The following is a 24,071-nucleotide window of genomic DNA, read 5'->3' as shown; positions in this document are numbered from 1 at the left end:
GGTCGGGTGTGCGGCCGGCGGTCGGGTGCGCGGCCGACCGGCTGTAGCATGGCCCCATCGCGAGGGCCGTGACGGAGAGGTCACTGCCCTCGCTTTTGTGTTGCGTCCACCCATGAACAAATGCGGCGCGTGGCCTTTCGGCGGTTCGATACGATGAACCTCATTCACAGTCCGTCACGCCACGTAGTACCGCACATATGAAATGGAGCATCCGAGGATGGCTCGACACCTGGTCACCAGCGCGCTTCCCTACATCAACGGGATCAAGCACCTGGGCAACATGGTCGGGTCGATGCTTCCGGCGGATGTGTACTCCCGGTACCTCCGCCAGCGCGGCCACGACGTCCTCTACATCTGCGCCACCGACGAGCACGGCACCCCCGCCGAGCTCGCCGCCAAGGAGGCCGGCCTCTCGGTCGCCGAGTTCTGCGCGCAGGCACACGACGCCCAGAAGGCGGTCTACGACGGCTTCGAGCTGTCCTTCGACTACTTCGGCCGCAGCTCCTCCGCGCAGAACCGCGAGATCACCCAGCACTTCGCGCGGAAGCTCCAGGAGAACGGCTTCATCGAGGAGCGCGCGATCCGGCAGGTCTACTCGCCGGTCGACGGACGCTTCCTGCCGGACCGCTACGTCGAGGGCACCTGCCCGCACTGCGGCTACGACAAGGCCCGCGGCGACCAGTGCGAGAACTGCACCCGCGTACTGGACCCCACGGACCTGATCGAGCCCCGCTCGGCCATCTCCGGTTCCACCGAGCTCGAGGTCCGCGAGACCAAGCACCTCTTCCTGCTGCAGTCCAAGCTCCAGCACGAGGTCGAGGCCTGGGTCGCGCGGCACGAGGAGGAGTGGCCGCAGCTGGCGTCCTCCATCGCCCGCAAGTGGCTGACCGAGGGTCTGCACGACCGCGCCATCACCCGCGACCTCGACTGGGGCGTCCCGGTGCCGGCGGACACCTGGCCCGAGCTGGCAGCCGAGGGCAAGGTCTTCTACGTCTGGTTCGACGCGCCGATCGAGTACATCGGCTCGACCAAGGAGTGGTCCGACCTGGACCCGGCGAACCGCGACTACAAGTCGTGGTGGTACGAGGCCGAGGACGTCCGCTACACCCAGTTCATGGCCAAGGACAACGTCCCGTTCCACACGGTGATGTTCCCCGCCACCGAGCTGGCCACCCGCGAGCCGTGGAAGAAGGTCGACTACGTCAAGGCCTTCAACTGGCTGACCTACTACGGCGGAAAGTTCTCCACCTCGCAGAAGCGCGGCGTCTTCACCGACCAGGCGCTGGAGATCCTCCCGGCCGACTACTGGCGCTACTTCCTCATCGCGAACGCGCCCGAGTCCGACGACTCGTCCTTCACGTGGGAGCACTTCACCGCCACGGTCAACAAGGACCTCGGCGGGACCCTCGGCAACTTCGTCAACCGCGTACTGACCTTCTCCCGCAAGAAGTTCGGCGACGAGGTCCCCGCCGGCAGCCCCGCCGGCGAGGCCGAGGCCAAGCTGGGCGAGCAGATCGCCGCGCTGCTGGCCGAGTACGAGGGCCACATGGAGTCCCTCCAGTACCGCAAGGCGGCTGCCGCGCTGCGCGCCCTGTGGTCGGCCGGCAACGCCTACCTGGACGAGAAGGCCCCCTGGCTGGAGGTCAAGACCGACCTGGAGGGCGCGGCGCTCACCCTGCGCACCGCGATGAACCTGATCCACCTCTACTCGGTGGTCTCCGAGCCCTTCATCCCGGCCTCGGCGCGCGCCATGCGCTCCTCCTTCGAGCTCGCCGACGACACGGCCACGTGGGTTTCCCCGGAGCAGGCCAGGTCTCTGGACGCCGTCCCGGCCGGTACGCCGTTCACCGTGCCGCCGGTGCTCTTCGCGCGGGTCACCGAGGAGGACCTGGAGTCCTACCGCGAGCGCTTCGGCGGTTCCCCGGAGGCCTGAGCCCCCAGGTCCGGGGCTCGGAGCCCGGACTGACAACTCCGTGAGGGGCGCGACCCGTTGGGGGTCGCGCCCCTTTCGCGTGCCTGCCGGGGGGTAGGGGAAACCCCACCGTGAAGTGTCCACTTGGGCTTGCAGACCTGGCGGGGGCCGCGCGGCTGGAATGGGCCCATGACCCTTTCCCGTACCGCCCGGTGGACCGCCGGCTGGCTGCTCGCGGCCGCCTGGGCGATGTCCTTCCCGCTCCTGTCCTCGCTGGGGCCGCACCGGCTGTGGGGCTGGTGCGCGGGCGCCGGGTACCTCGGCGCCGCGGGAGCCGCCGCCCTCGGCCGTCGCCGCGCGGCGCTCGCCGCGGCCCTGCTCGGCGCCGTCGTCGTACCGCTCCTGTGGCTGGTCCTGACCGGGCAGGGCCAGTCGGAGGTGACGGTCGTCGAACGGTCCGGGCGGCTCCTGCTGGAGTCCGGCCGGCTCTACGTCGACCAGCCCGCGCGGGTCGAGGAGTACACGCCGTACCTGCCGGGCATGGCGCTGCTCGGCGTCCCGCGCGCGCTGCTCGGCGGCGGGGACGGCTGGGACGCCCGGCTGCTGGGGGACGCCAGGATCTGGTGCGCGGCGGCCCTGTTCGGCGGCTTGTGGGCCGGGCGGCGGCTGCTCGGCGCGGCCCGCTCGCCGCTGCTTCCCGTGCTGGTGGCCACGCCGGTGGTGGCCCTGCCCCTCGTGGTGAGCGGGGTGGACCTACCGCTGGCCGGGCTGTGCTGCGTGGCGCTCGCGGCCGCCGGGGCCGGGCGGCCGGTCCTGGCCGGGGCGGCCCTCGCCGGGGCGTGCGCGCTGAAGTGGACGGCGCTGCCCGCGGTGGCGGTGGCGGTGACCCTGCTCGCGGCCTGCCGGGGCCGGAGGGCCGCCGTGCGCTGCGGGCTGGTCGCGGTCGGCGGCACGGCCCTCCTGGTCCTGCCGGGCGCGCTGCTCCAGCCGGGCGAACTGTGGCGCCAGGTGTTCGCGTTCCCCACCGGGCGTGCGGAGGTCCCGACTCCGGCGAGTAGCCCACTGCCCGGCCACCTGCTGGCCGCACTCGGCTCGTGGGGCTGGTACCTGACGGTCGGTCTGCTCCTGCTGGGTGGCCTGGCGGTGGCCGCGTCGCTGCTGGTCCGGCCGCCGCGCACGGTGGTGGAGGCGGCCGACCGGCTCGCGATCGGCCTCACGACGGCCTTCCTGCTGGCCCCGGCGGGCCGCTTCGGCTACCTGGCGCTGCCGGTGCTGCTCGTGGCCTGGGCCCGCTCCACGGCGCCCCGTCGCGGCGCCTCCCGGATCGTGGCCCGCTCGGAAGTCCCCGGCCGCCGCCCGGCGCAGGCCTTGTAGGTTCGCCGCATGCACACCACCCTGACTGGGCGTATTCGGGCGTTCCGACAACGAAGCGAGGCGCCGTAGCCGGCGTCGTGCGCCCGCCGGGGATTACGGACAGCCCTTAGGTGCTCTCCCGGCCCCGCAGGTGGGCCAGGACCGCCAGGACCCGGCGGTTGCCCTCCGTGGCGTCCAGGTCGAGCTTCGTGAAGATGCTGGACGCGTGCTTGACCACGGCGGCCTCGGAGATGAACAGCCGGCCCGCCAGGGCCTGGTTGTTGAGGCCCTCCGCCATCAGGGTCAGTACCTCCCGCTCGCGCGGGGTGAGGCGGGCCAGCGGATGGTCCTGCGACCGGCTGCCGAGCAGGACCCGGACCACCTCGGGGTCGATGACCGTCTGCCCCTGGGCGACGCGGAGCAGGGCGTCGAGGAACTCGGCGACCTCCCCCACCCGGTCCTTGAGCAGATAGCCGAGCCCGGCCGCCGAGGCACCCGTGAACAGCTGCGTCGCGTACGCCGTGGCCACGTACTGCGAGAGCACGAGCACGGGCAACGAGGCGTCTCGGGAGCGGAGTTCGAGCGCGGCGCGCAGCCCCTCGTCACGGTGGCCGGGCGGCATCCGGACGTCGGTGACCACGGCGTCCGGCCGCTCCGCCGCCACGGCCCGTACGAGTTCCTCCGCGTTGCCGACCGCGGCGAGGACGTGGTGGCCGCCGCGGGTGAGCAGTTCCGCCAGCCCCGCGCGCAGCAGGACGGAATCCTCGGCGAGGATCAGTCGGAGCACGGGACCTCCACGCGGAGTTCGGTCGGCCCGCCCACCGGACTGGACACCACCAGCCTGCCCTTCAACATCGCCACCCTGTCCGCGAGACCCGCCAGGCCCGCTCCCGCGCCGGGATCGGCCCCGCCGCGGCCGTCGTCGGTGACGCAGAGAGTGAGCCGGTCGTCCTCGACCCTACCGGCGACGGCCACGTGCGAGGCGCCGCTGTGCTTGGCGGCGTTGGCCAGCGCCTCCGTGACGGTGAAGTACGCGGTGATCTCCACGGATTCGGCCAGCCGGGGCACGTCGAGGTCCACCGTCACCGGTACGGGATGCCGCAGCGCCACCTCGGCCACGGCGGCCGCGAGCCCGTGGTCCGTGAGCACCTGGGGGTGGATGCCCCGTACGAGGTCGCGCAGTTGCTCCAGTGCCACCTTGGCCTCGGCACGGCCCCGGGCCACGAGTGCGGTGGCTTCGGCGGCCTGCGGGAGTCCGCGCAGTTCCAGTTCGGCCAGGCCCAGGGTCATGCTGAGCGCGACCAGCTGCTGCTGCGCGCCGTCGTGCAGATCCCGTTCGATGCGCCGTCGTTCGGCTTCGAAGGCGTCGACGAGGCGCACCCTGGAGCGGGTGAGCTCCAGTACGCGGGCGTCCTCCTCGCGCGGCCCGAGCAGCAGGCGGGCGGTCTTCACCTGGGCTCCGGCGAGCAGGGCTCCCGCGTACGCCGCCACCACCAGCCCGGCCAGCCCCGCCGCCGTGCCGCCCAGAGCCTCCAGCGGGCCGGAGACGGCCCTGCCGGGTATGAGCATCACCGGCTCGGGGGCGAGGGCCCAGACGACGACCGGGCTGACGACGAGGATCAGGGAGCACGCGAGCAGCGTGACCACTCCGAACCCCGCCGCCCCGAAGACAGGCCCGAGCAGGGCGGCGTACCCGAACTCCCGCCAGGTGGCCCGCTCCCGCAGCCGTGTCCGCAGCCAGGCCGCCGGACCGGCCCCGGCCAGCGAGATGTGCGGATCGCCGACCGGCACCGGATCGACCCACCGCAGCCGCCACCGCTCCAGCGCCCCGAGCGGTACCGCGCCGGAGACGGCGCAGAGCAGGAGCAGCAGCCCGATCCCCACCACGGCCAGCACCACCCCGAGCCCGACGAGCAGCACGAGCGCGACCAGCACCGGGTACCCGAGGGCGAACCCGGCTGCCAGATACCCCCAGCACCGCACGGGCCACCACGACCCGAGGAACCGCAGGGGCCGCCGCATCAGCGCCCAGACGACGACCTGGGACTCATCGGCCGGATCGGCGAGGGCAGCGGAGGCAGACACGCGCCCCAGCTTAGAGAGCGTCCTGTGCCTGAGGCAGGAACGGGTGTCCGTCCGTGCCCCACAGGTGTGCCGGGACCCGGTGCACCGGCAACTGATCCGGCCCGGCGGGGCCTTGGTGGGCACCGACGGCCCCGCGACGGCACCGCCGATACTGCCGTACACCGGGGAGGCCCCGGGGGCGCGGGCCTGCGCGCCTTCGGTGGTCGCCGCCGCGTTCCGCGTCTGCGCCGGGAGCAGCTCGCCCACGTCCGCTTCGACTCCGGACGGCACCGTTCAACGGTAGGTGACGTTCCGCCGCACCAGGCAGTCCTCGAAGAAGCCGAGGCAGCGCAGGTGGTAGGGGCGGGCCGCGTAGCCCAGGCTGATGTTGTGGCCGGCGTCCGGCTGCCGGTCGACGTGCACGCTCGGGGCGGCGGTGAGCCGCGATCTCAGCTCGGCGAGCGCCTCCCGGTCGTACCGCCACCACGGTTCGTGCTCGGCGAAGGTGAACCGTACGGGCACCCGGACGCGGCCCGCGGCATCGCCGAAGACCTCGGGCCAGCGGACGATGTCCGCCTGTTCCCGGGCCGGCACGGGGCCGACGATCGAGGAGCAGGTGGCGAAGGTGTTCGGCGGGTAGAGCCGCAGCGGCCCCCAGCTGCGCCGGCCGCCCCGGGAGGCGCCCTCGCCGGTGAAGGCATCGGGAGCGTAGCGGTGGCCGCAGCCGGAGATCTCCAGGCCGAGCAGGTCGGGCGCGGCGTGGTCGGCGGCGGTGAGCAGCGCGACCTTGCCGCCGAACGAGTGGGCGAGGAGGAAGAGACCGGCCCCGGTCGGCTGCCGGGCGGCGAAGTCGCGCACCGCGGCGGCGAGGGTGGCCGCCTGCTCGGTGACGGTCTGCCCTTCGGGGAGTGCGGCCGCGGACTGCCCGTAGCCGGGCCGGTCGACGGCCAGGACCGTGTACCCGAGCCGGGCCCCGAGGGTCAGCAGGGAGAGCTCGGGAAGGGCCTGGCCGTCGAAGTAGCCGGCGTTCATGCCCGCCCCGTGCACCGCGACCACCGTCGCCCGCGGCGGGCCCTCGGGCGGCTCGCAGAGCAGCGCGGACAGGGGGATGCCGGCGGCGTCCAGGATGATCCGGCGCACGCCCCGCGACAGTTCCGCGGGCGCGGTGCTCATGCCGGGGCCGCCGTGTCGGGGCGGCGGGTGTCGCGACCGGTCGGCCCGGCGCCGACGATGATGACGTGCGTGTCCACGGGGTCATCCTCCGCTCGGATTGTCGTATGCGCGGCGTGACGCGCCGGGAACGCCGACGCGGACCGGGGAACGAGAGCGACTCGCCCGATGTGCGGCCCGCGCGCCGGCCGGAGCTGCCGATGGCTTGAAGTCACCCCTCCGGCAGCGATCTTGACCTGTCTGCCGCGTATCAAAGCCGGGCTCTGATCGTTTCTTCAGCCGTAACCCTCATATGTGCTGCGGAATCGGGAGGACACGCGGTGACCGCTTGGCAGTACCTCGCCGGGGCGGGCCTGGTGGCGGCGCTCTGCCCGCTGCACGGCCATGTGGCGGTCGCGAGTGACGGCAATGGCCGCGGGGCCCGCGTCGACGTGTGCGTGCCGGGAGGGCAGCCGGACCGGCCGGTGTTCAGGCCGCCCTCGGTAAGGGCGGGCGTACCCGGGGCCGACCGGCCCACAGTGCACCACCCGGGGCGGTCCCCAGAGCGGCGTTCCGAACCGCACGCCGTCGCCTCCCCTCCTGACCCGCCGGAGCGGCCGGAACGGTCGCAGCCCCAGGGTCCGCCGGTGGCCGCGGTGGAGGCCGGGGCCGGGGGCGCGGAGCCGCCGGAGGCTGCTGCCGTGTCCGTGCCCGCGCCCGTGCCCGTGTCCGCGCCCGTGCCCGGTCCGGAGCCCGCGGACGCGCCCGCCCCGCCCCGGCACAGGGCCGCCGCCGCGCCCGTGAGCGCCTTCCACGTGCGCCCGTACCGCTCCGTCGCCCTGGAGCGGCGCGGACCGGGCGGGATGTCCACGCTGATGCTCATGGTCGTCGTCACCACGCCGGCCGTACTCGCCGCCGCCGCCCTGCGTCCGCGCTCCAAGAGCCGCGGCTGACCGGCGGGGCGCATCAGTCCACCGCACCACCCGCTGATCCGCCCACCGCTCCGCCCACCGACCCACCCAACGATCCACAAGGGGAGAATCCTCGTGTCCGAATGGCTGGTCCTGGCCATCGCCATGGCGCTCGTCTGCGCCCTCGTCCTCGCCATCACCGCGATCCGGCACCGCCGGGCCGCCGATGACGAGGACACCAGCGAAACCCCCGACGTCATCGAGTACATGACGATGATGGTGGGCGTGGTCTACGCGATCGTGCTGGGCCTGGCCATCGCGGGCGTCTGGGAGGCGCGCGGCGCCGCCGAGGACAGCGTGCGCCGCGAGGCCCAGTCGCTGTACGAGGTCACCCAGCGCGCCGACGTCTACCCCGCCTCCGTCCGCGACCGGATCCGCGGGGAGGTCGATGCGTACGTCTCCCACACGGTCGCGGTGGACTGGCCGCGGCTGACCGCCGGGGAGAACGCGTCGGCCGAGGGTGCCCAGCTGCTCGGCAAGCTGCGCAGCGACGTCACCCACCAGACCCCGGCGAACGAGCTGCAGGCGCAGGCCTACCAGCCGTTGCTGGACCACATCGCCGCCGCCGACGACGCCCGCCACTCGCGGACCCAGAGCTCGGAATCCACGCTGCCGGGTGTGGTGTGGTTCGGGCTGCTCGTGGGCGGCGTGGTCACGGTCGGGCTGATCTTCACCCTGCAGATCCGCCGCTCCGGGCGGGAGCTGCTGCTGGCCGGGCTGTTCAGCGCGCTGATCGTGTTCCTGCTGTTCATGGTGTGGAGCTTCGATGCGCCCTACGGGCGGGACGGCAACGACTCCGCGGGGCCCTTCCAGGACCTCTTCCCGACGACGGCGGTGGCCGCCGCCCGCTAGGGAGTGTCGTCCATGTAGCGTCGGCCGCCCGGAGGGCGGGGCTGGCGGGGCCTGGTGCGTGCGATCGCAAGGCGGAGGAGGGAATCGACACGGAGTGTCGGTGACCGACGACAACGCGGCGAGCGTGCGTGCCAGGCCCCGCCAGCCAGACGGGACTTTGACGACACGACCTAGGCCGCAAGGCCCGGGGACCACCGGGCCGGCTACGCGAGCCCGCACCGGGACGCGGGCGGTGCGGCCCGCTCCCGGACCGCCCGCACGACCGGCGAATGCCGCAGGGCGTGGGAGATCCGCAGCAGGTCGCGCGGCCCGTCGGCGGTGTCGAGCACGGTCTCCTCGCCCGCCCCGATGACCTTGCCCTCGGGGTCCGCCGAGCGGGCCTGCACGGCGGCCGCGACCATGGCGGCGTCGGCGACCGCGCGGGCGGTCCCCTCGTCGGCCCCCTCCGCGACGGCGCGCGCGTACGCGCCGTCGCGCAGGCGCCGGTCGAAGTACGGGCCGAGGTGGAGGAATCCGTCGTGGATGTCCGACTCGCGCTGGATCACGCGCAGCTCGGCGGCGGACCACCAGGCCATCTGTACGGACGGGGTGCCGGGAGGCGCGGAGATCTGCACCTCCTGCCAGAGCGAGCCGAGCTTGCGGTACGTCGTCCAGGTTTCCCAGTTGTCCGACAGCCGCTGGCAGACGAGGGGGAGCACGAAGCCGATCGCGCTGATCAGCGCCCCCACGGAGGCGAGCGGCGGGGCGACGAGGGTACTGAGGTAGTCGAGGTCGTGGCCGGCCCAGCGGGCCACGACTGCGGACATCTTGGTGGCGTCGTAGCTGAGGTTGAACATGTAGCCGGCGACGATGATCATCAGGCCGACCCGCAGCCAGCCGCGCACCTGGAGCGACCAGCGCCAGCACATGGCGACCATCACCACCGCCGCCACGTTGTGTGCCACCAGGTAGAGCGCGATCATCTCGCGGATGTACGGCGTGTTCGCGTAGTAGGTGTCCAGGTCGCGGAGCCGCTCGAGCGGGGCGTCACCCAGGGCGAAGAGCACGATCAGGGCCACGATCACGACGCTGTAGCCGAGTATCCAGCGCTGGGAGACGCGGCGGGTCTCCTCGGCCGGGCCGCCCCGCCAGTTGACGACCAGGACCAGGCAGGAGGCGCTGAACGCGGTGATCAGGCAGTACACCAGCGGGGCCGAGATGTTGGGCACCCCGGTCCAGTGGTTGACCGCCGCGATGGTGGGCGGGGCGGCGAAGGCGAAGACGGCTCCGGCCAGCGTCAGCAGCGCGCAGACCGAACGCAGCAGTGGATCGCGCCAGTTGTTGCGCAAGGCCGGCAGCTTGAAGGCGAGTGAGACCGCCATCGCGGCTGCCGGGATGTAGTAGTCCTGGCCGTTCAACGGTCGTTCCTGTGCCCCCGGTAGCCCAGCGCGGCCTCGATCCGGCCCGCCAAATGGTCGCGCTGTGCCGGGGCCCGGTGACTCGCCGATCCGGCGAGCCAGGTCCGGCAGCGGCTGCCCAGCAGTAAGCCGAAGGTCTCGGCCTCGGTCTCCTCCCGTACGTCGGCACGCGTGCGCGCGGCGACCCGGCGGACGGTCTCGCCGATGTCGGCCTCGTCGGACAGCAGCCGCGCGGCGACGGCGGCGCCGTCGACGTGGTGGCTGCAGTGACCGGCTTTCATGTGCCACAACTCGTGGCCCAGGATCACCAGCTGGTGGTCGGGTGCGGTGCGTTCCTCGATGACCACGAGATCGCGGTCCGCCATGTCGAGCCACAGGCCGCTGGCCGTCCCTGGTGGGAACGAGGCCATCCGGAAGTCCACCCGGCGGCCGCGGTGTCTGCTCATGCCCTCGCAGAGGGCGGCGTAGAGGTCCACGGGTTCCACGGGGGCGGTGAGCCGGATCCCGGCCACCAGCTCCCCGCACAACCGCCGCTGCTCTCTGCCTATGCTCACCGTTCTCCCCGTCGGCGCGGATCCGGATCAGGACTCAAGGATCAGACCCAGACTTTCGACTGGGTCAGGATTCGTTCGGTTTCACGCTCTCGAGAAGCATGTCCAGCCATTCGGTCACCTTGTCCCGGTGCTTGTCGCTGGGCAGTTGGGCGGCTCGCCAGGCGATGCCCCGTACACCGTGGTTCTGGAGGAGTCTTGCCAGCGGATCGCCCGCCGAAGCGGCGGCGGCCGGGACGGTTTCCCGCGCGCGGCCCGCGAAGTCCTGGAGCAGCTGTTGCTCGGTCCGCTGGAGCGCGTCGGTGAGGGCGTCGGCGTCGTGGGCGGTGAGGAATCCGGCATGCACCCCGAAGAAGCGCTGGATCGCGTCGCAGTGCTCCATCGTGGGGCGGCGGTCGCCGTTGATCAGGGCGCCGGCCTGCTGCCGGGACATGCCCGCGCCGTCCGCGATCTCCTGCTGCGTGTAGCGGCGGCCGTTGGGTTTGACCCGTGTGCGCCGGAGCAGATCGAGGCGCTGGAGGAAACGGGTCTGCAGATCGGGTTCGCCGGCGGGTCTGCCGTCGAGCAGGGTCCTGACCACGTCCGTGGGTACGCCGGAGGCCTCGGAGAGGCGTCGCAGGTCGAAGACCTGGTTCAGGTCGCGGCCCATCTTGCCCGCGAGTTCGGCGACACGCGTGACGGTGGCGGCCAGGGGTGCGTGGGCCACCGCGACGGGAGCCGGGAAGCCGTCTGTCACCAGTGGTTCTCCTAGATCGCGCGAAGTCGGTTCGGGCAGCGCCCGGGCACATGGTCGGCTTCTGGAATCTAGCCGTTCCGGCCGCGAAGGGCTAGAACGTGCCACAGCTGTGGCGGGAATGAGCTGTCAAGAGGCTGGAATTGCCACAATAGTTGACACTCGAATGAAGTCGGTAGCAGGATCGCCACACGGAAATGAAGATCCAGACCGTGAGGAGGGGGAGCTCTCGGTGCCACATCTCGCAGCGGTGGGCCCGTCCGATGGCCTCGCCCGAGCCGGTGAGGAGCGCCTGGCGGGCGATGAGTCCGCACGCGGCGCCGTGCGGTCGGAGCGACGCAAGGAGATTTTGCGCCAGCGTCGCGAGGAGCTGGGGCTGAGCCAGGAGGACCTCGCCGCTCGCCTGAGCATCAGCGTGCGTGCGTACGGGAACTGGGAGCGCGGCCTGGTCAAGGAGTGGACCGACCGCAAACTGCTCGCCCTCGCCCAGGCGTTGGAGATGAGCGAGCGGCAGTCCTTCTGGCTGTTCCGCGTCATGGTCGACCGCGACCCGCCGCCCACGTGGCGGGCCGCCGAGGAGAACCGGCTCCCGCAGGACCCCGCCCAGCGCGACTACCTGTGCGACTACGCGGCCCTGATGGAATCCGTCCCCTACCCGAGCTTCCTGGTGGACCACAGGTGGGACGTCGCTCTCACCAACTCGGCCTTCGACCAGCTCTTCCAGAGCGTCCGGCCGCACCCGACGGCCCTGCCGGACGACAACTTCCTGCGCTTCGTGCTGTTCCACCCGGACGCGGCCGGCGTGCTGGAGGACCACGAACCGGCCTGGTGCGTACCGTTGCTGGCCCAGTTCGCCTCCGCGCTCGCCGCGGCCCCGGAGGACGAGGGGCTGCGCAGCATCCGCCAGGAGGTGGCCCGTGACCCGTTCATGGAGGCGGCCTACCGGTACGGAGTGCCGCACTGGCTGAGCACGAGCGGGGCCGAGGCCGCCGAACAGGACGGGGCGGTACGCACCGTGCGCCACCCCGACCCGCGGCGGGGACTGGTGCGCTGCCGGATGGTGGCCGAGACCAGCCGCATGCTGGACGCGATGGGGCTGACCCGGATCACGCTGATCCTCGCCGCCCCGCAGGGCGCGCCCGCGGGTCCCGCCCCGGTCGGCGGCCCCGGCCGGCAGCAGGCCACCAGGCTGCGCGCCGTGCCGCCGCTGAGGGAGTGAGCGGCCGGGGGAGACTGGTGCCCTGACTCCACGGAACCCCACGGACGAAGGGCGGTAAGGGCGTGCGGCTGACGATCCTCGGCGGGGGCGGTTTCCGGGTACCGCTGGTCTACGGAGCCCTGCTCGGCGACCATGCCGAGGGCCGGGTCACCCGCGTGACGCTGTACGACGAGGACGCCGGGCGGCTCTGCGCCATGGCCCGGGTGCTCGCGGACCAGGCGGCTGCCGCCGGAGTCCCGGACGCCCCGGCCGTCACGGCCACCGGGGACCTCGACGAGGCCCTGCGCGGCGCCGATTTCATCTTCTCCGCCATCCGTGTCGGCGGGCTGGAGGGGCGGGCCGCCGACGAGCGGATCGCCCTGGCCGAGGGAGTGCTGGGGCAGGAGACGGTGGGCGCGGGCGGGATCGCGTACGGCCTGCGGACCGTGCCGGTGGCCCGGGGACTCGCGCGCCGGATCGCCCGTAGCGCCCCCGAGGCGTGGGTCATCAACTTCACCAACCCGGCCGGGCTGGTCACGGAGGCGATGGCCGAGGAGCTCGGCGAGCGGGTGATCGGCATCTGCGACTCGCCCGTGGGACTCGGCCGGCGCATCGCCCGGCTGCTGGGGGCCCGGCCGCAGGAGGCGTGGATCGACTACGTCGGCCTCAACCACCTGGGCTGGGTGCGCGGGCTGCGCGTCGGCGGCCGCGACGAACTGCCCCGGCTGCTGGCCGACACCGAGGCACTGGAGTCCTTCGAGGAGGGCCGGCTCTTCGGGGCCGAGTGGCTGCGCTCGCTCGGCGCGATCCCCAACGAGTACCTGCACTACTACTACTTCAACCGTGACACGGTACGGGCCTACCAGGAGGCCGGGCAGACCCGCGGGGCCTTCCTGCGCGACCAGCAGCGCGGGTTCTACGCCGAGGCCGGCCGGCCGGGGCAGCCGACCGGGGCGGCGCTGGCCGCCTGGGACCGGACCCGGGCCGAGCGCGAGGCCACGTACATGGCCGAGAACCGCCAGGCGGCCGGCGCCGGCGAGCGCGAGGAGAGCGACCTGGAGTCCGGGGGCTACGAGCAGGTCGCCCTCGCCCTGATGCGGGCCATCGCGCGGGACGAGCGGGCCACGCTGATCCTCAACGTCCGCAACGGCTCCACGCTGTCCGTCCTCGACGCCGACGCCGTGATCGAGGTGCCCTGCCTGGTCGACGCGAACGGCGCCCACCCGGTGGGCGTCGCCCCGCTGCCGCTGCACGCGGTGGGGCTGGTGACAGCGGTCAAGGCCGTCGAGCGGGAGGTCCTGGCGGCCGCCGCGAGCGGCTCGCGGGCGGCCGCCGTTAAGGCCTTCGCCCTGCATCCGCTGGTGGACTCGGTGGGGGTGGCCCGGCGGCTGCTCGACGGGTACGTGTCGGAGCACCCGGGCCTGGACTACCTGCGCTGACTTCCGGCGCGCGGTTCCCCCGTACGGCCGAGCGCCGTATGCGGTTCCCCCGTACGGATCAGCGCCGCATGCGGTGCGGCGGGGGCGCTGTGACAGTGCGAAGGTGACCACTGCCCCCGTCGTAGCCGCCGCGCCTCCCGTGCTCGACCGGCGGCGGCGCAACGTCATCTTCGGCACGATCATGCTGGGCGTGCTGCTCGCGGCACTCGACCAGACGATCGTCGGAACCGCCCTGCCCACGATCGTGGGGGACCTGGGCGGCGGGGACCACATGTCGTGGGTGGTGACCTCCTACCTGCTCGCCGAGACCGTGGCGACGGTGCTGGTCGGAAAGTTCGGTGACCTCTTCGGCAGGAAGCTGATCTTCCAGACCTCCGCCATCGTCTTCATCAGCGGCTCCTTCCTGTGCGGCCTGTCCGGCAACATGACGTTCCTGATCGTGTGGCGCGGCGTGCAGGGCATCGGAGCCGGCGGCCTCATGGTCACCGCGATGGCGTTGATCGCCGATGTGGTGCCCCTGCGCGAACGCGGCAAGTACCAGGGCATGATCGGCGCCGTCTTCGGTGTCGCCACCGTGATCGGACCGCTGCTCGGCGGGTTCTTCACGGACCAGCTCAGCTGGCGGTGGTGCTTCTACGTCAACGTCCCGATCGCGATCCTCGTCGTCGTCGCGGCCGCCCGGACGATCCCGGCGGTCCGGGCCTCGGGCAAGCCGGTCATCGACTACCTGGGCATCGCCCTGGTCGCGATCGGCGCGAGCGCGCTGATCCTGGCCACCAGCTGGGGCGGGAACGAGTACGCCTGGACCTCGTCCGTGATCATCGGCCTGTTCGCGGGCGGTGCGCTCGCCCTGGCCCTGTTCTGCATGGTCGAGACACGGGCCGCCCAGCCGATGCTGCCGATGCGGCTCTTCCGCAATCCGGTGTTCTCCGTGTGCTCCGTGCTGAGCTTCATCGTCGGGTTCGCGATGCTCGGCGCGATGACGTTCCTGCCGACCTACCTCCAATACGTCGACGGGGACTCGGCCACGATCTCGGGCGTCCGGACCCTGCCCATGGTCTTCGGGCTGCTGCTCGCGTCGGTCTTCAGCGGCAACGTCACCAGCAGGACCGGCCGGTACCGGATCTTCCCGATCGTCGGCAACGCGGTGATGGGCGTCGGCCTGTACCTGCTGTCGCGGATGCAGCCGGGGACCAGCTCGCTGCTGGAGTCGCTGTACATGTTCGTGCTCGGTACGGGCATCGGCCTGTCCATGCAGGTGCTGACGATCGCCGTGCAGAACACCGTCGACTACGCGGACCTCGGCACGGCCACCTCCGGGGTCACCTTCTTCCGTACGCTCGGCAGCGCCTTCGGGACGGCGGTCTTCGGAACGATCTACGCGAACCACCTGGGGCCGAAACTGGAGGCGGCCGTCGCGGAGGCGGCGAGGCTCACCGGACAGGACCCGGCGCAGCTGGCCGAGGCCGCGTCGAGCCCGGAAGGGGTGCACCGGCTCGATCCCGCGGCCGCGGCCCCGGTCATCGACGCGTACGCCCAGGCCCTGCACACCGTCTTCCTGTGGACCGTGCCGGTGGCGGTGGTCGGCTTCGTCGTCGCGCTGTTCCTCAAGCAGGTGCGCCTGCGTGACTCCGCCCGCGCCGGCTCCACGGACATGGGGGACGGTTTCGCCTCGCCGGCCACGGCCTCCGGGGATTCGGCCAAGCTGCTGGAACTGGCGGTCGGCAAACTCGTACGGAACATGGGTCCGGACACGGCGCGCGCGATCGTCGAGAACTCGGACACCCGGCTGGACATCGCGGGCGCGTGGACGGTCATGCAGGTGGACCTGATGACCCGGACGGTGGGCTACGCCAGCCTGGGCCTGATCTCCGGGCGTCGTTCGCTGCCGCCCGAGGTGCTGCTCCCGGTCTTCGACCGGATGACGGACGAGGGCTTCCTCAGCCGCGAGGGCAGCTTCTTCACGCTCACGCACGCCGGGCAGCGGGAGGCCGACGTCATCTCGGCGGCGTGGGCGGACTGGCTCGGCGGCCAGTTGGAGAAGGACCGGGGGCGGCCTCGGAGCGCCGAACTGCGGGTGGCGGCGGACGCGATCGCGAAGCGGCTGCTGGCGGAGGACCTGGGCGAGGGGAACTTCGCGCCGAAGGTGGTGCTGCGCACGTAGGTCGGGCCGCGGCGTGGACCGGCCGACTCAGCCCCGCATGCACGGCGTGGCTCGGCCCGGCTGGCCCCGCATGCGCGGCGTGGCCCGGCCCGGAACTTCCGGTGGCCGGCAGACGTCCTCATGGGAGGAGACGTGCGGACGACGGGGGGACCACGCGTGGGAATCACACTGGCCGAGGAGATCGCACTGCTGTCCTTGGACGACGAGTCCGGGGTGGCGCGACAGCGTCAGGCGGCGGGCTGGGCCGTGGCGGGCGCGATCCTGCTCGAACTCGTCATGGCGGAGCGGGTGTCGGTGTCGGGCACGTACCTGGAGCTGAGGGACGCCACGCCCACCGGGGAGCCACTGCTCGACGGCCGGATCCCGTTGATCGAGGCCTGGCTGCGGGGCCGCGACAAGCGCAAGGTGACGGACTGGCTGACGAAGGACCACCCCAAGGCGTTCGGTGCCGCGCTGGAGAGCCTGGGCGAGCGCGGGCTGGTGGTGGCGCACGTGCATAAGGTGCTCGGGGTGTTCCCGCATCGGCGCTACCCGGAGGCCGACGGCGCCGTCGAGCGCGCACTGCGCGAGCGGCTGCGTGACGTCGTCCTCCAGGACACCGACCCGGACGAGCGCACGGCCGGCCTCATCGCCCTGATCCACTCGGCCAAGCTGCACCGGCTCGCCTTCCCCGACCGGCGGCACGACTCGGTGGCCCCGAGGATGGAGGAGATAGCCGCCGGCCAGTGGGCGGCCGAGAGCGTCCGGGCGGCCATCCGCGACGTGGAGGCCGCGATGGTCGCGGTGACGGCGGTGACGGTCCTGACGGCCACCTCGTAGGCGGGCCGGGCCGCCCTCGGGTGTGCCCTCAGGCGCCCGTGGCCGGGTTCACGGTCGGGTAGTCGTACGACGGGACGTGCGGCAGCGTCGTGAGGTCCGGGCGCCAGGCGCGCAGCACGGCCGCCGACGGGGCGTACAGGGCCGCGGGGATCTCGGCGGGGGCGAACCACTGCCAGCGGGTGATCTTGTGGGGCTCGGTGACCGTGGGGACCCCGCTGGCCGACGTGGTCGCCGCGGCGGCCGTCAGCCGGGTCAGGCCGGACTCCGCTTCGATCTGGACGGAGAGCACCCGGATCGCCTCGGGATCCGCCCGCAGAGCCGTCTCCTCGGCGAGCTCGCGGGCGGCGGCCTGCTCGAAGCCCTCCCCGGGATCGACCTTGCCGCCGGGCAGCTCCCAGCGGCCGTCGTGTGCCTGGCCGAGCAGGATCCGGCCGTCCGGGCCGATCACGACCAGCCCGACGCCGACGACGGCGTGGGGCTGCGGGACGGCCCGCTCCCGGGGCTCGTTGGTGCTCATGTACGTCCTTCCGGTGAGGTGGCGGGTCTGGCGCGGACGTGGATCCGCTCGCCCTGCGGGCCGAAGAGGCTGAGGAACTCCGCCGTCTCCGGCCCCGGGTTGAAGAAGGCGTGCGGGGTTCGCGTGTCGAACTCGGCGGCCTCGCCGGGGCCGAGCACGAGGTCGTGCGCGCCCAGCAGCAGACGGACGCGCCCGGACAGCACGTACAGCCACTCGTAGCCCTCGTGGACCCGGAGTTCCGGCAGTGGCGGCGTGCCTTCGACGGGCGGGAGGATCTGCTTGAAGGCGCGCACCCCGCCGAAATTGCGGGTCAGCGGCACGTAGGTGCTGCCGTGGCGGACGATGGGACGCGGGCGGATCCGGGGATCACCGGTGTCGGGCGCGCCGACCAGCTCGTCGAGCGCCACCCGGTGCGCCTTGGCCAGCGGGAGCAGCAGCTCCAGCGTCGGCCTGCGCTGCCCGGATTCGAGCCGGGAGAGGGTGGAGAGCGAGATTCCGGTGGCCTCGCTGAGCTGGGCCAGCGTGGTGCCGCGCTGCCGGCGCAGGGCGCGCAGTCGCGGGCCCACGGACGTCAGCACGCCCGCGAGTTCCTCGTCCTGCCCCTCGATGGCCATGTCCCCATTTGCCGCTTCGGCAACAACATTTGTCAAGCGGGGGCCGGCGGGCAGACCCTCGCAAGCATGGACAACGTACGGAACGACTCGTTCGACGTGGTGGTCGTGGGCGGTGGGACGGCCGGACTCGCCGGGGCGCTGACCCTGGCCCGGGCCCGGCGCTCGGTGCTGGTGATCGACTCCGGCAGCCCGCGCAACGCACCCGCCGCACACCTGCACGGATACCTCGGCTACGACGGGGCCAGCCCGGCCGGACTGCTGGCCGGCGGGCGCGCGGAGGTCACCGGCTACGGCGGGGAGGTCCGGCCGGGCACGGTCATAGCCGCCGACCGGCTGCCCGACGGCGGTTTCCTGGTCCGCTGCGGGGACGGCTCGACCGTACGGGCGAGGCGGCTGCTGGTCGCCACGGGTCTGGTGGACGAGCTCCCCGCCGTGCCGGGGCTCCGGGCGCGCTGGGGGCGGGACGTGCTGCACTGCCCGTACTGCCACGGGTGGGAGGTCCGGGACTTGCCGCTCGCGGTGCTGGCCGACGGTCCCCTCGCCGTGCACCAGGCCGGGCTGTGGCGGCAGTGGAGCGCGAGGACCACCCTGCTGTCGCACACCTGGCCGCTCACCGCCGCGGATCGGGAACTGCTGGCCGCCCGGGGCGTCGGAGTCGTCGAGGGCGAGGTGACCGGCCTCCTCGTCGACGAGGACCGGCTGACCGGCGTGAGCCTGGCCGACGGAGGCGTGGAGCGGTGCCGGGCGCTCGTGGTGGCGCCCCGGTTCACCGCCCGGTCCGGGGTCCTGACCGGACTCGGCCTGCCCACCGTCGCCCTGGAGCGGGACGGTCACGTCATCGGCAGCTGCGTCGAGTCCGACCCGACGACCGGTGCCACCGCGCTCCCGGGCGTCTGGGTGGCGGGCAACGTCACCTCCCCGACGGAGCAGATCGCGGGCGCGGCCGCGTACGGGGTCCGCGCGGCAGCCGCCGTCAACGCCGACCTGATCGAGGAGGAGACCCGGCGGGCGGTCGAGGCGTACCGGGTGACGGTATGACGGCGTTGCCGAGTGACGGCGCGACGGCGCGACGGCGTGACGGCGCGACGGCGTGATGGAGTTGCCGAGTGACGGCGTGTCCGTGTCACGGCGGGTGGCGGTGGGGCCGGGTGACGTCGGGCGGCGGTGAGCCGCGGTGGGGCGGCGGTGGGGCGGCGCGGTGAACCGCGGCTGGCAGGGCCCGGACCGTCGGGCCTCGGACGCCTGTACGGGTTTCGGCCAGGTTCCGTCCGCGCAGGCTCTGGGCGGTCTGATCGTCGCACCGTTCAGCGGCTCAGGGGGGCGCAATGGCACACGTACTGGTCATCGGCGGAGGTGTCGGAGGGCAGGCCACCGCCCTGCTCGCGGCGCGGCAAGGGCACACGGCGGAACTGTTCGAGCGCGACACGCGAGCCCCGGGTACGGCGCTCGATCGCGATTTCTTCGGCTGGCGGCGGCCGACCGTACCGCAGTCGACCCAGCCGCACGCCCTGCTGGGCGCCGCGCGCAACGTCCTGCGGGACGAACTGCCCGACGTCCACCAGGAGATGCTCCGGCTCGGGGCCCGCGAGCGGCACGAGCTGGACTGGTTCGACGTACGGCCGCCCGCGCGCCCCGGCGACGAGGACCTGGTCATGCTCCAGGCCCGCCGCATCGTCCTGGAGAGCGCACTGGCCACCGCCGTGCGCCGAACCGGGTGTCGTCGCGCGGTACGGGGAACCGGTCACCGGGCTGCTCACGCAGCCCGGGATCCGGGTGACGGGAGTGACCACGGAGACCGGGAGTTACGAGGGGGACCTCGTCGTGGACGCGGGCGGCCGGCGCGGCGGCGCCGAGCGCTGGCTGGCCGCGGCAGGTTGCCGCCCACCAGTCGCGGAACGGCACCGCACGGGGCTCGCGTACTTCTGCCGCTGGTACCGGCTGCCCCAGGGTGTGGACGAGGGGCCGCGCCGGCCCTGGGCGGTGACGGGCGGGTCCTTCGCCGGGTGCGCGGTCTTCCCCGCCGACAACAGGCTCTTCGCCGTGACGCTGTTCGTGCACACCGCGGACACCACGCGCTCGGCGCTGCGCGACACCGCCGTCTTCGAGGCCGCCGCCCGTTCCTTCCCGCCCGGCGCGGCCTGGCTGGCCCTGGGCGCCGAGCCGCTTTCGGAGGTACTGGCCACTGCGAGCCTGGACAACCGGTGGAGCGCGCTGGCCGACGAGCGGGGGCCGGTGGTGAGCGGGCTGGTGCCGGTCGGGGACGCGATCACGCACACCAACCCCACCCTCGGACAGGGCACCTCGCTCGCGCTCTGGGCCGCGCGCAGGGTGGCCCGTACGGCGCACCGGGACCCGGGGTCGGAGCAGTTCGCCGCCGGTTACCACGCCTGGGCGGTGCGCACGCTGAAGCCGTGGTTCGACTTCCAGGTGGTCGCCGACCAGGCCATCGGGGAGCGGTTCGCGACCCGGGCCGGGCGCACGGGGCCGGCCCGCGAGGTGGCCGCGCTGTTCGACTGCGCGCTGGAGGACCCGGAGGTGATGCGGGCGCGCGCCAGGGTCCGGCACCTCGCCGAGCCGCCGGAGCGGGCGTACGCGGATCCGGAGATCCGGGCCCGGGTGGCACGCTGGCTGGCCGCGCGGCCCGATTACGCATCGAACACGGCTGGGCCGGACCGGGCGGAGTGGGAGAAGCTGACTGCGGGGTGAGAGGGACCGCGGGGTGAGAGGGACGGCGGGGTGAGAGGGACGGCGAGGTGAGGGGGGACGGCGGGGTGGGCGGGACGGAGGCGACGGGCAGCTCGGCCGGACCGGCGGCCGCCGGTTGGCCGAGCGGGTCAGTCGGCGGGCGGCGGGCCGAGCACCTCTGCGAGGTCGTAGTGGACCACCTCCTCCAACTGGGCGTAGGTGCAGCTCTCCGGCACCCGGTCGGGCCGCCAGCGGCGGAACTGGGCCGTGTGCCGGAAGCGGTCGCCCTCCATGTGGTCGTACGCCACCTCGATGACCCGCTCGGGGCGCAGCGGCACCCAGGACAGGTCCTTCTTTCCGGTCCAGCGGCTCTGCGCGCCGGGCAGCCGGGCGCTCTCGTGGGCGGACTCCTCGGCCCAGGCGGCCCACGGATGGGCCTCGGGGTCCGGCATGCGCAGCGGTTCGAGTTCCTCGACGAGCTCGGCGCGGCGCTTCATGGGGAAGGCGGCGCACACGCCGACGTGCTGGAGGCCGCCCTGGCCGTCGTACAGGCCGAGCAGCAGCGATCCGACGATCGGACCGCTCTTGTGGAAACGGAAACCCGCGAGGACGACGTCGGCCGTACGCTCGTGCTTGATCTTGAACATGAGGCGGGCATCGGGTCGATAGGGGAGATCGAGGGGTTTGGCGATCACCCCGTCGAGCCCGGCGCCCTCGAACCGCTCGAACCACTCCTGCGCGAGGGCGGGGTCCGTGGTCGCGGGCGCGAGGTGAACGGGGGGCCGAGCGGTGGAGAGGGACCGGGCGAGGGCGCTGCGGCGGTCGGCGAGCGGGGTGTCGAGGAGCGCCTCGTCGCCGAGCGCGAGCAGATCGAAGGCGACGAAGCTGGCGGGGGTCGTCCCGGCGAGGAGTTTCACCCGCGACGCGGCGGGGTGGATCCGCTCGGTCAGCCGGTCGAAGTCGAGGCGCCCGCCATGAACGATCACGATCTCGCCGTCGACGACGCAGCGCGGGGGCAGGTTCTCCTTCAGGGCCGCCACCAGCTCGGGAAAGTATCTGGTCAGGGTCTTGCCCGTGCGGCTGCCGATCTCGATCTCGTCGCCGTCGCGGTGCACGATGGCGCGGAAGCCGTCCCACTTGGCCTCGTACTGCATGCCCGGCGGGATCCTGGCCACGGACTTGGCGAGCATCGGCTTCACGGGCGGCATCACCGGCAGATCCATGTCTTCGATTCTGCGGTGGTACGTCCGGCCCCGCCCGGTGTGCGGGGCCGGCCGGGCCCGCCTACCGTGGCGCACATGGGTGCTGCCGGTAATGCGATCGAGCTCGAGGCGGGCGGGCGGACGGTACGCCTGTCCAGCCCGGACAAGGTGTACTTCCCGGAGCGCGGCCTCACCAAGCGGGATGTGGCCGAGTACTACCTGGCGGTCGCGGACGGCATCACGCGAGCCCTGCGCAACCGGCCGACGACCCTGGAACGGTATCCGGACGGGGTGGAGGGCGAGTCCTTCTTCCAGAAGCGGGCGCCGAAGAACCTTCCCGACTGGATCCCGACCGCCCACATCGCCTTCCCCAGCGGCCGCAGCGCGGACGAGATCTGCCCGACCGAGCCCGCCGCCGTGCTGTGGGCCGCCAACCTGGGCTGCCTCACCTTCCACCCCTGGCCCGTGCGGCGGGAGGACACCGACCGGCCCGACGAACTGCGGATCGACCTCGATCCGCAGCCGGGCACGGACTACCACCACGCGGTGGCCGCTGCCCACGAACTGCGCGCCCTGCTGGATGAGTTGGGTCTACGGGGCTGGCCCAAGACCTCGGGCGGCCGCGGTCTGCACGTCTTCGTCCCGATCGCGCCGCGCTGGACCTTCACCGAGGTGCGCAGGTGCGCCATCGCCCTCGGCCGGGAACTGGAGCGCCGGATGCCGGGCAAGGTCACCACGGCCTGGTGGAAGGAGGAGCGCGGCGAGCGGATCTTCGTCGACTACAACCAGACGGCGCGCGACCGCACGATCGCCTCCGCCTACTCCGTCCGCCCCCGCCCGCACGCGCCCGTGTCGGCGCCGCTGCGCTGGGACGAGGTGGACGATGCGGAGCCGCGCGACTTCGACATCGTGACCATGCCGGCCCGCTTCGCCGAACTGGGCGACCTGCACGCCGACATGGACGACCATGCCTTCACCCTGGATGCCGTACTCGAACTCGCGGCCCGCGACGAACACGAGCACGGCATGGGGGACATGCCCTACCCGCCGGACTACCCGAAGATGCCGGGCGAGCCGAAGCGGGTCCAGCCGAGCCGGGCGAAGCGAGAGGACTGAACCCGGCTCGGCTGGAACGGCACGCAACCCGCCTTGCTGGACCGGGCACGTCAACTGGCCTTGGGGGCCGTCGGCTTGTGTCCGGGGTACACGTGGTCGGGGGTCACGATGCTGGTGATCGCCTCGCCGAAGAGGGTGCTGGGCTCCTGGCCGTCGTGCAGGACGTCGGTGTTGAGGAGGACCACCATGGTGGCCTGTGCCTGTGGCAGGTAGACGGTCAGCGTCTCGTACCCGGGCAGTGATCCGTTGTGGCCGATCCAGCCCTGGACGTCGAAGATGCCGAGCCCGTAGCCGGCGCCGGGAATGCCGATCGGGGTGGTCTTCAGCCGTTCGGCCTGGGTCGCGGGCGTCAGCAGCGTGCCGGTGGCGAGAGTACGCGCCCAACTGCGCAGGTCCTGCAGGTCGGAGATGATCGCTCCCGCGGCCCAGGCCCAGGAGGGGTCCCAGTCGGTCGCGTTCACGATCTTTCCCGAGGCGGACTGGTCGGTGTAGCCCTGCGCGTGAGGTTCGGGGAACTCCGCCCCGGTGGGGAAGAGCGTCCGGTGGAGACCGGCGGGCTTCAGGACGTCCTGTTCGATGACCTCGTGGAGCGGCCGGCCGGTGATCTTCTCCACCACCAGGCCGAGCAGGATCAGGTTGGTGTTGGAGTACTCCCACTTCTCGCCCGGCGCGAACTGCACCGGGTGCTTGAAGGAGTAGCCGAGCAACTGCTGTGGCGTGAAGGGCTTCCTGGGGTGGGCTTCGAGCGCCTTGTCGAAGTCCTCGTCCTCGGAATAGTTGAACAGTCCGCTGCGCATGCCGGCGAGTTGCCGCAGAGTGATGCGGTCCCCGTTCGGAACGCCGGTGATGTATTTGCCGATGGGGTCGTCCAGGCCGATCTTGCCCTGGTCGACCAGTTGCAGCAGCGCGGTCACGGTGAACGTCTTCGTCTCGCTGCCGATGCGTATCCGGAAGTCGCTCCGCATGGGAGCACCCGTCGTCGTGTCCGCGACGCCGAAGTTGCGCACGTAGCTCCCCTTGCCGGGGGCCCACAGCCCGACTGTCACGCCCGGCACCTTCGCCTCGCGCAGGACCTGCTGTACGGCGGCGTCCAGTTGCGCCGCGACGGCCGGGGTGAGCTGTGGGAATTCCGTGTCGCCGTCCGGGGAGGGCGCCGCGGCGGGGACGAACTGCCCTTGGGCGGGCCCTCCGTAGGCGGAGCCCGCGACGGCCGGGGCGATGAGCAGACCCGCGGCGGCGGCAGCCACGCAGGCCCGGCGAAGCCGTATGTACGTCGACCTCACGGCATGCCTCCTGTTGTTCCTGTCGTACGAGGATCAAGGCAATGCGGTGGCA

22 protein-coding genes are annotated in these 24,071 nt (G+C 72.7%); 11 read left to right on the top strand and 11 right to left on the bottom strand.

What is annotated here, in order from left to right:
• Positions 1–217: 217 nt before the first annotated feature.
• Together metG and AB0D48_RS06120 are read left to right on the top strand one after the other, a co-directional pair.
• Entirely contained in the window at positions 218–1,933 is a 1,716-nt protein-coding gene (metG, locus tag AB0D48_RS06125; RefSeq protein WP_362391298.1) for a methionine--tRNA ligase, read from the top strand.
• A gap of 168 nt (positions 1,934–2,101) precedes the next feature.
• Positions 2,102–3,286, top strand: coding sequence for a glycosyltransferase 87 family protein (locus AB0D48_RS06120; protein WP_362391296.1), 1,185 nt, complete (start codon positions 2,102–2,104; stop codon positions 3,284–3,286).
• A gap of 106 nt (positions 3,287–3,392) precedes the next feature.
• Here the strand turns inward: AB0D48_RS06120 and AB0D48_RS06115 are convergent, their stop codons facing one another.
• The 3 genes from AB0D48_RS06115 to AB0D48_RS06105 all read right to left on the bottom strand — a co-directional run bounded on the left by AB0D48_RS06115 (position 3,393) and on the right by AB0D48_RS06105 (position 6,502).
• Positions 3,393–4,052 (bottom strand): response regulator transcription factor, encoded by a 660-nt coding sequence (locus AB0D48_RS06115; RefSeq protein ID WP_362391294.1) that lies wholly within the window; start codon positions 4,050–4,052, stop codon positions 3,393–3,395.
• A complete protein-coding gene (locus AB0D48_RS06110; protein WP_362391707.1) occupies positions 4,040–5,287 on the bottom strand; it encodes a sensor domain-containing protein in 1,248 nt (415 codons plus the stop codon). The genes AB0D48_RS06115 and AB0D48_RS06110 overlap by 13 nt, the downstream gene beginning before the upstream one ends.
• Before the next feature lie 336 nt (positions 5,288–5,623).
• Positions 5,624–6,502: an alpha/beta fold hydrolase gene (locus AB0D48_RS06105; RefSeq protein WP_362391292.1), complete on the bottom strand. Its 879-nt coding sequence runs from the start codon at positions 6,500–6,502 to the stop codon at positions 5,624–5,626.
• A gap of 317 nt (positions 6,503–6,819) precedes the next feature.
• Here AB0D48_RS06105 and AB0D48_RS06100 point away from each other — a divergent pair, with 317 nt between their 5' ends.
• Both AB0D48_RS06100 and AB0D48_RS06095 read left to right on the top strand, forming a co-directional pair.
• Positions 6,820–7,431, top strand: coding sequence for a hypothetical protein (locus AB0D48_RS06100; protein ID WP_362391290.1), 612 nt, complete (start codon positions 6,820–6,822; stop codon positions 7,429–7,431).
• A 93-nt stretch (positions 7,432–7,524) separates the two neighbouring features.
• On the top strand, positions 7,525–8,301 hold the full coding sequence (locus AB0D48_RS06095) for a hypothetical protein (RefSeq protein ID WP_362391288.1): 777 nt from the start codon (positions 7,525–7,527) through the stop codon (positions 8,299–8,301).
• A 203-nt stretch (positions 8,302–8,504) separates the two neighbouring features.
• On the opposite strand, the gene AB0D48_RS06090 is transcribed toward AB0D48_RS06095, so the two are convergent.
• The 3 genes from AB0D48_RS06090 to AB0D48_RS06080 all read right to left on the bottom strand — a co-directional run bounded on the left by AB0D48_RS06090 (position 8,505) and on the right by AB0D48_RS06080 (position 10,985).
• On the bottom strand, positions 8,505–9,698 hold the full coding sequence (locus tag AB0D48_RS06090) for an MAB_1171c family putative transporter (RefSeq protein ID WP_362391286.1): 1,194 nt from the start codon (positions 9,696–9,698) through the stop codon (positions 8,505–8,507).
• Positions 9,695–10,252, bottom strand: coding sequence for a toxin-antitoxin system, toxin component (locus AB0D48_RS06085; protein WP_328928674.1), 558 nt, complete (start codon positions 10,250–10,252; stop codon positions 9,695–9,697). Before AB0D48_RS06085 ends, AB0D48_RS06090 begins: the two co-directional genes overlap by 4 nt.
• A 64-nt stretch (positions 10,253–10,316) precedes the next feature.
• A complete protein-coding gene (locus AB0D48_RS06080; protein WP_362391283.1) occupies positions 10,317–10,985 on the bottom strand; it encodes a helix-turn-helix transcriptional regulator in 669 nt (222 codons plus the stop codon).
• Positions 10,986–11,214: 229 nt separating this feature from the next.
• Between AB0D48_RS06080 and AB0D48_RS06075 the strand changes: the two genes are divergently transcribed.
• From AB0D48_RS06075 to AB0D48_RS06060, 4 genes are all read left to right on the top strand, one after another.
• On the top strand, positions 11,215–12,201 hold the full coding sequence (locus AB0D48_RS06075) for a helix-turn-helix domain-containing protein (RefSeq protein ID WP_362391281.1): 987 nt from the start codon (positions 11,215–11,217) through the stop codon (positions 12,199–12,201).
• Positions 12,202–12,263: 62 nt separating this feature from the next.
• Positions 12,264–13,619, top strand: coding sequence for a 6-phospho-beta-glucosidase (locus tag AB0D48_RS06070; protein ID WP_362391279.1), 1,356 nt, complete (start codon positions 12,264–12,266; stop codon positions 13,617–13,619).
• A 181-nt stretch (positions 13,620–13,800) separates the two neighbouring features.
• Positions 13,801–15,783, top strand: a complete 1,983-nt coding sequence (locus AB0D48_RS06065; protein ID WP_362391705.1) for an MDR family MFS transporter — start codon at positions 13,801–13,803, stop codon at positions 15,781–15,783.
• A gap of 156 nt (positions 15,784–15,939) precedes the next feature.
• Positions 15,940–16,602 carry a GPP34 family phosphoprotein gene (locus AB0D48_RS06060; RefSeq protein ID WP_362391277.1) on the top strand — a complete coding sequence of 221 codons (663 nt, stop codon included), beginning with the start codon at positions 15,940–15,942 and terminating at the stop codon, positions 16,600–16,602.
• 28 nt (positions 16,603–16,630) lie between these two features.
• On the opposite strand, the gene AB0D48_RS06055 is transcribed toward AB0D48_RS06060, so the two are convergent.
• Entirely contained in the window at positions 16,631–17,119 is a 489-nt protein-coding gene (locus AB0D48_RS06055) for an NUDIX hydrolase (protein ID WP_362391275.1), read from the bottom strand.
• A complete protein-coding gene (locus AB0D48_RS06050; RefSeq protein WP_362391273.1) occupies positions 17,116–17,733 on the bottom strand; it encodes an XRE family transcriptional regulator in 618 nt (205 codons plus the stop codon). Before AB0D48_RS06050 ends, AB0D48_RS06055 begins: the two co-directional genes overlap by 4 nt.
• Positions 17,734–17,799: 66 nt before the next feature.
• Between AB0D48_RS06050 and AB0D48_RS06045 the strand changes: the two genes are divergently transcribed.
• Positions 17,800–18,771, top strand: coding sequence for an NAD(P)/FAD-dependent oxidoreductase (locus AB0D48_RS06045; protein ID WP_362391271.1), 972 nt, complete (start codon positions 17,800–17,802; stop codon positions 18,769–18,771).
• Between the two features lie 266 nt (positions 18,772–19,037).
• On the opposite strand, the gene AB0D48_RS06040 is transcribed toward AB0D48_RS06045, so the two are convergent.
• A complete protein-coding gene (locus AB0D48_RS06040; RefSeq protein ID WP_362391269.1) occupies positions 19,038–19,490 on the bottom strand; it encodes a hypothetical protein in 453 nt (150 codons plus the stop codon).
• 25 nt (positions 19,491–19,515) lie between these two features.
• Here AB0D48_RS06040 and AB0D48_RS06035 point away from each other — a divergent pair, with 25 nt between their 5' ends.
• Positions 19,516–20,439: a hypothetical protein gene (locus AB0D48_RS06035; protein WP_362391267.1), complete on the top strand. Its 924-nt coding sequence runs from the start codon at positions 19,516–19,518 to the stop codon at positions 20,437–20,439.
• A 128-nt stretch (positions 20,440–20,567) separates the two neighbouring features.
• Here the strand turns inward: AB0D48_RS06035 and AB0D48_RS06030 are convergent, their stop codons facing one another.
• On the bottom strand, positions 20,568–21,641 hold the full coding sequence (locus AB0D48_RS06030; protein ID WP_362391265.1) for an ATP-dependent DNA ligase: 1,074 nt from the start codon (positions 21,639–21,641) through the stop codon (positions 20,568–20,570).
• 75 nt (positions 21,642–21,716) lie between these two features.
• Here AB0D48_RS06030 and ligD point away from each other — a divergent pair, with 75 nt between their 5' ends.
• Positions 21,717–22,736 (top strand): non-homologous end-joining DNA ligase, encoded by a 1,020-nt coding sequence (ligD, locus tag AB0D48_RS06025; RefSeq protein WP_362391263.1) that lies wholly within the window; start codon positions 21,717–21,719, stop codon positions 22,734–22,736.
• Between the two features lie 50 nt (positions 22,737–22,786).
• On the opposite strand, the gene AB0D48_RS06020 is transcribed toward ligD, so the two are convergent.
• Positions 22,787–24,019, bottom strand: a complete 1,233-nt coding sequence (locus AB0D48_RS06020; protein ID WP_362391261.1) for a serine hydrolase domain-containing protein — start codon at positions 24,017–24,019, stop codon at positions 22,787–22,789.
• Positions 24,020–24,071: the final 52 nt, after the last annotated feature.

The sequence above is a fragment of the Streptomyces sp. NPDC048269 genome (genome assembly GCF_040652395.1).
GTDB lineage: Bacteria > Actinomycetota > Actinomycetes > Streptomycetales > Streptomycetaceae > Streptomyces.
The sequence above is the reverse complement of the archived record's forward strand: the minus strand, read 5'-3'. Positions and strand labels throughout refer to the sequence as shown.

What these genes read in the sequence shown, in the direction of transcription:
- metG (WP_362391298.1), top strand. Translation starts at nt 218, where the DNA reads ATGGCTCGACACCTGGTCACCAGCGCGCTTCCCTACATCAACGGGATC.
- AB0D48_RS06120 (WP_362391296.1), top strand. Translation starts at nt 2,102, where the DNA reads ATGACCCTTTCCCGTACCGCCCGGTGGACCGCCGGCTGGCTGCTCGCG.
- AB0D48_RS06110 (WP_362391707.1), bottom strand. Translation starts at nt 5,287, where the DNA reads ATGCGGCGGCCCCTGCGGTTCCTCGGGTCGTGGTGGCCCGTGCGGTGC.
- AB0D48_RS06105 (WP_362391292.1), bottom strand. Translation starts at nt 6,502, where the DNA reads ATGAGCACCGCGCCCGCGGAACTGTCGCGGGGCGTGCGCCGGATCATC.
- AB0D48_RS06065 (WP_362391705.1), top strand. Translation starts at nt 13,801, where the DNA reads ATGCTGGGCGTGCTGCTCGCGGCACTCGACCAGACGATCGTCGGAACC.
- AB0D48_RS06055 (WP_362391275.1), bottom strand. Translation starts at nt 17,119, where the DNA reads ATGAGCACCAACGAGCCCCGGGAGCGGGCCGTCCCGCAGCCCCACGCC.
- AB0D48_RS06050 (WP_362391273.1), bottom strand. Translation starts at nt 17,733, where the DNA reads ATGGCCATCGAGGGGCAGGACGAGGAACTCGCGGGCGTGCTGACGTCC.
- AB0D48_RS06045 (WP_362391271.1), top strand. Translation starts at nt 17,800, where the DNA reads ATGGACAACGTACGGAACGACTCGTTCGACGTGGTGGTCGTGGGCGGT.
- AB0D48_RS06030 (WP_362391265.1), bottom strand. Translation starts at nt 21,641, where the DNA reads ATGGATCTGCCGGTGATGCCGCCCGTGAAGCCGATGCTCGCCAAGTCC.
- ligD (WP_362391263.1), top strand. Translation starts at nt 21,717, where the DNA reads ATGGGTGCTGCCGGTAATGCGATCGAGCTCGAGGCGGGCGGGCGGACG.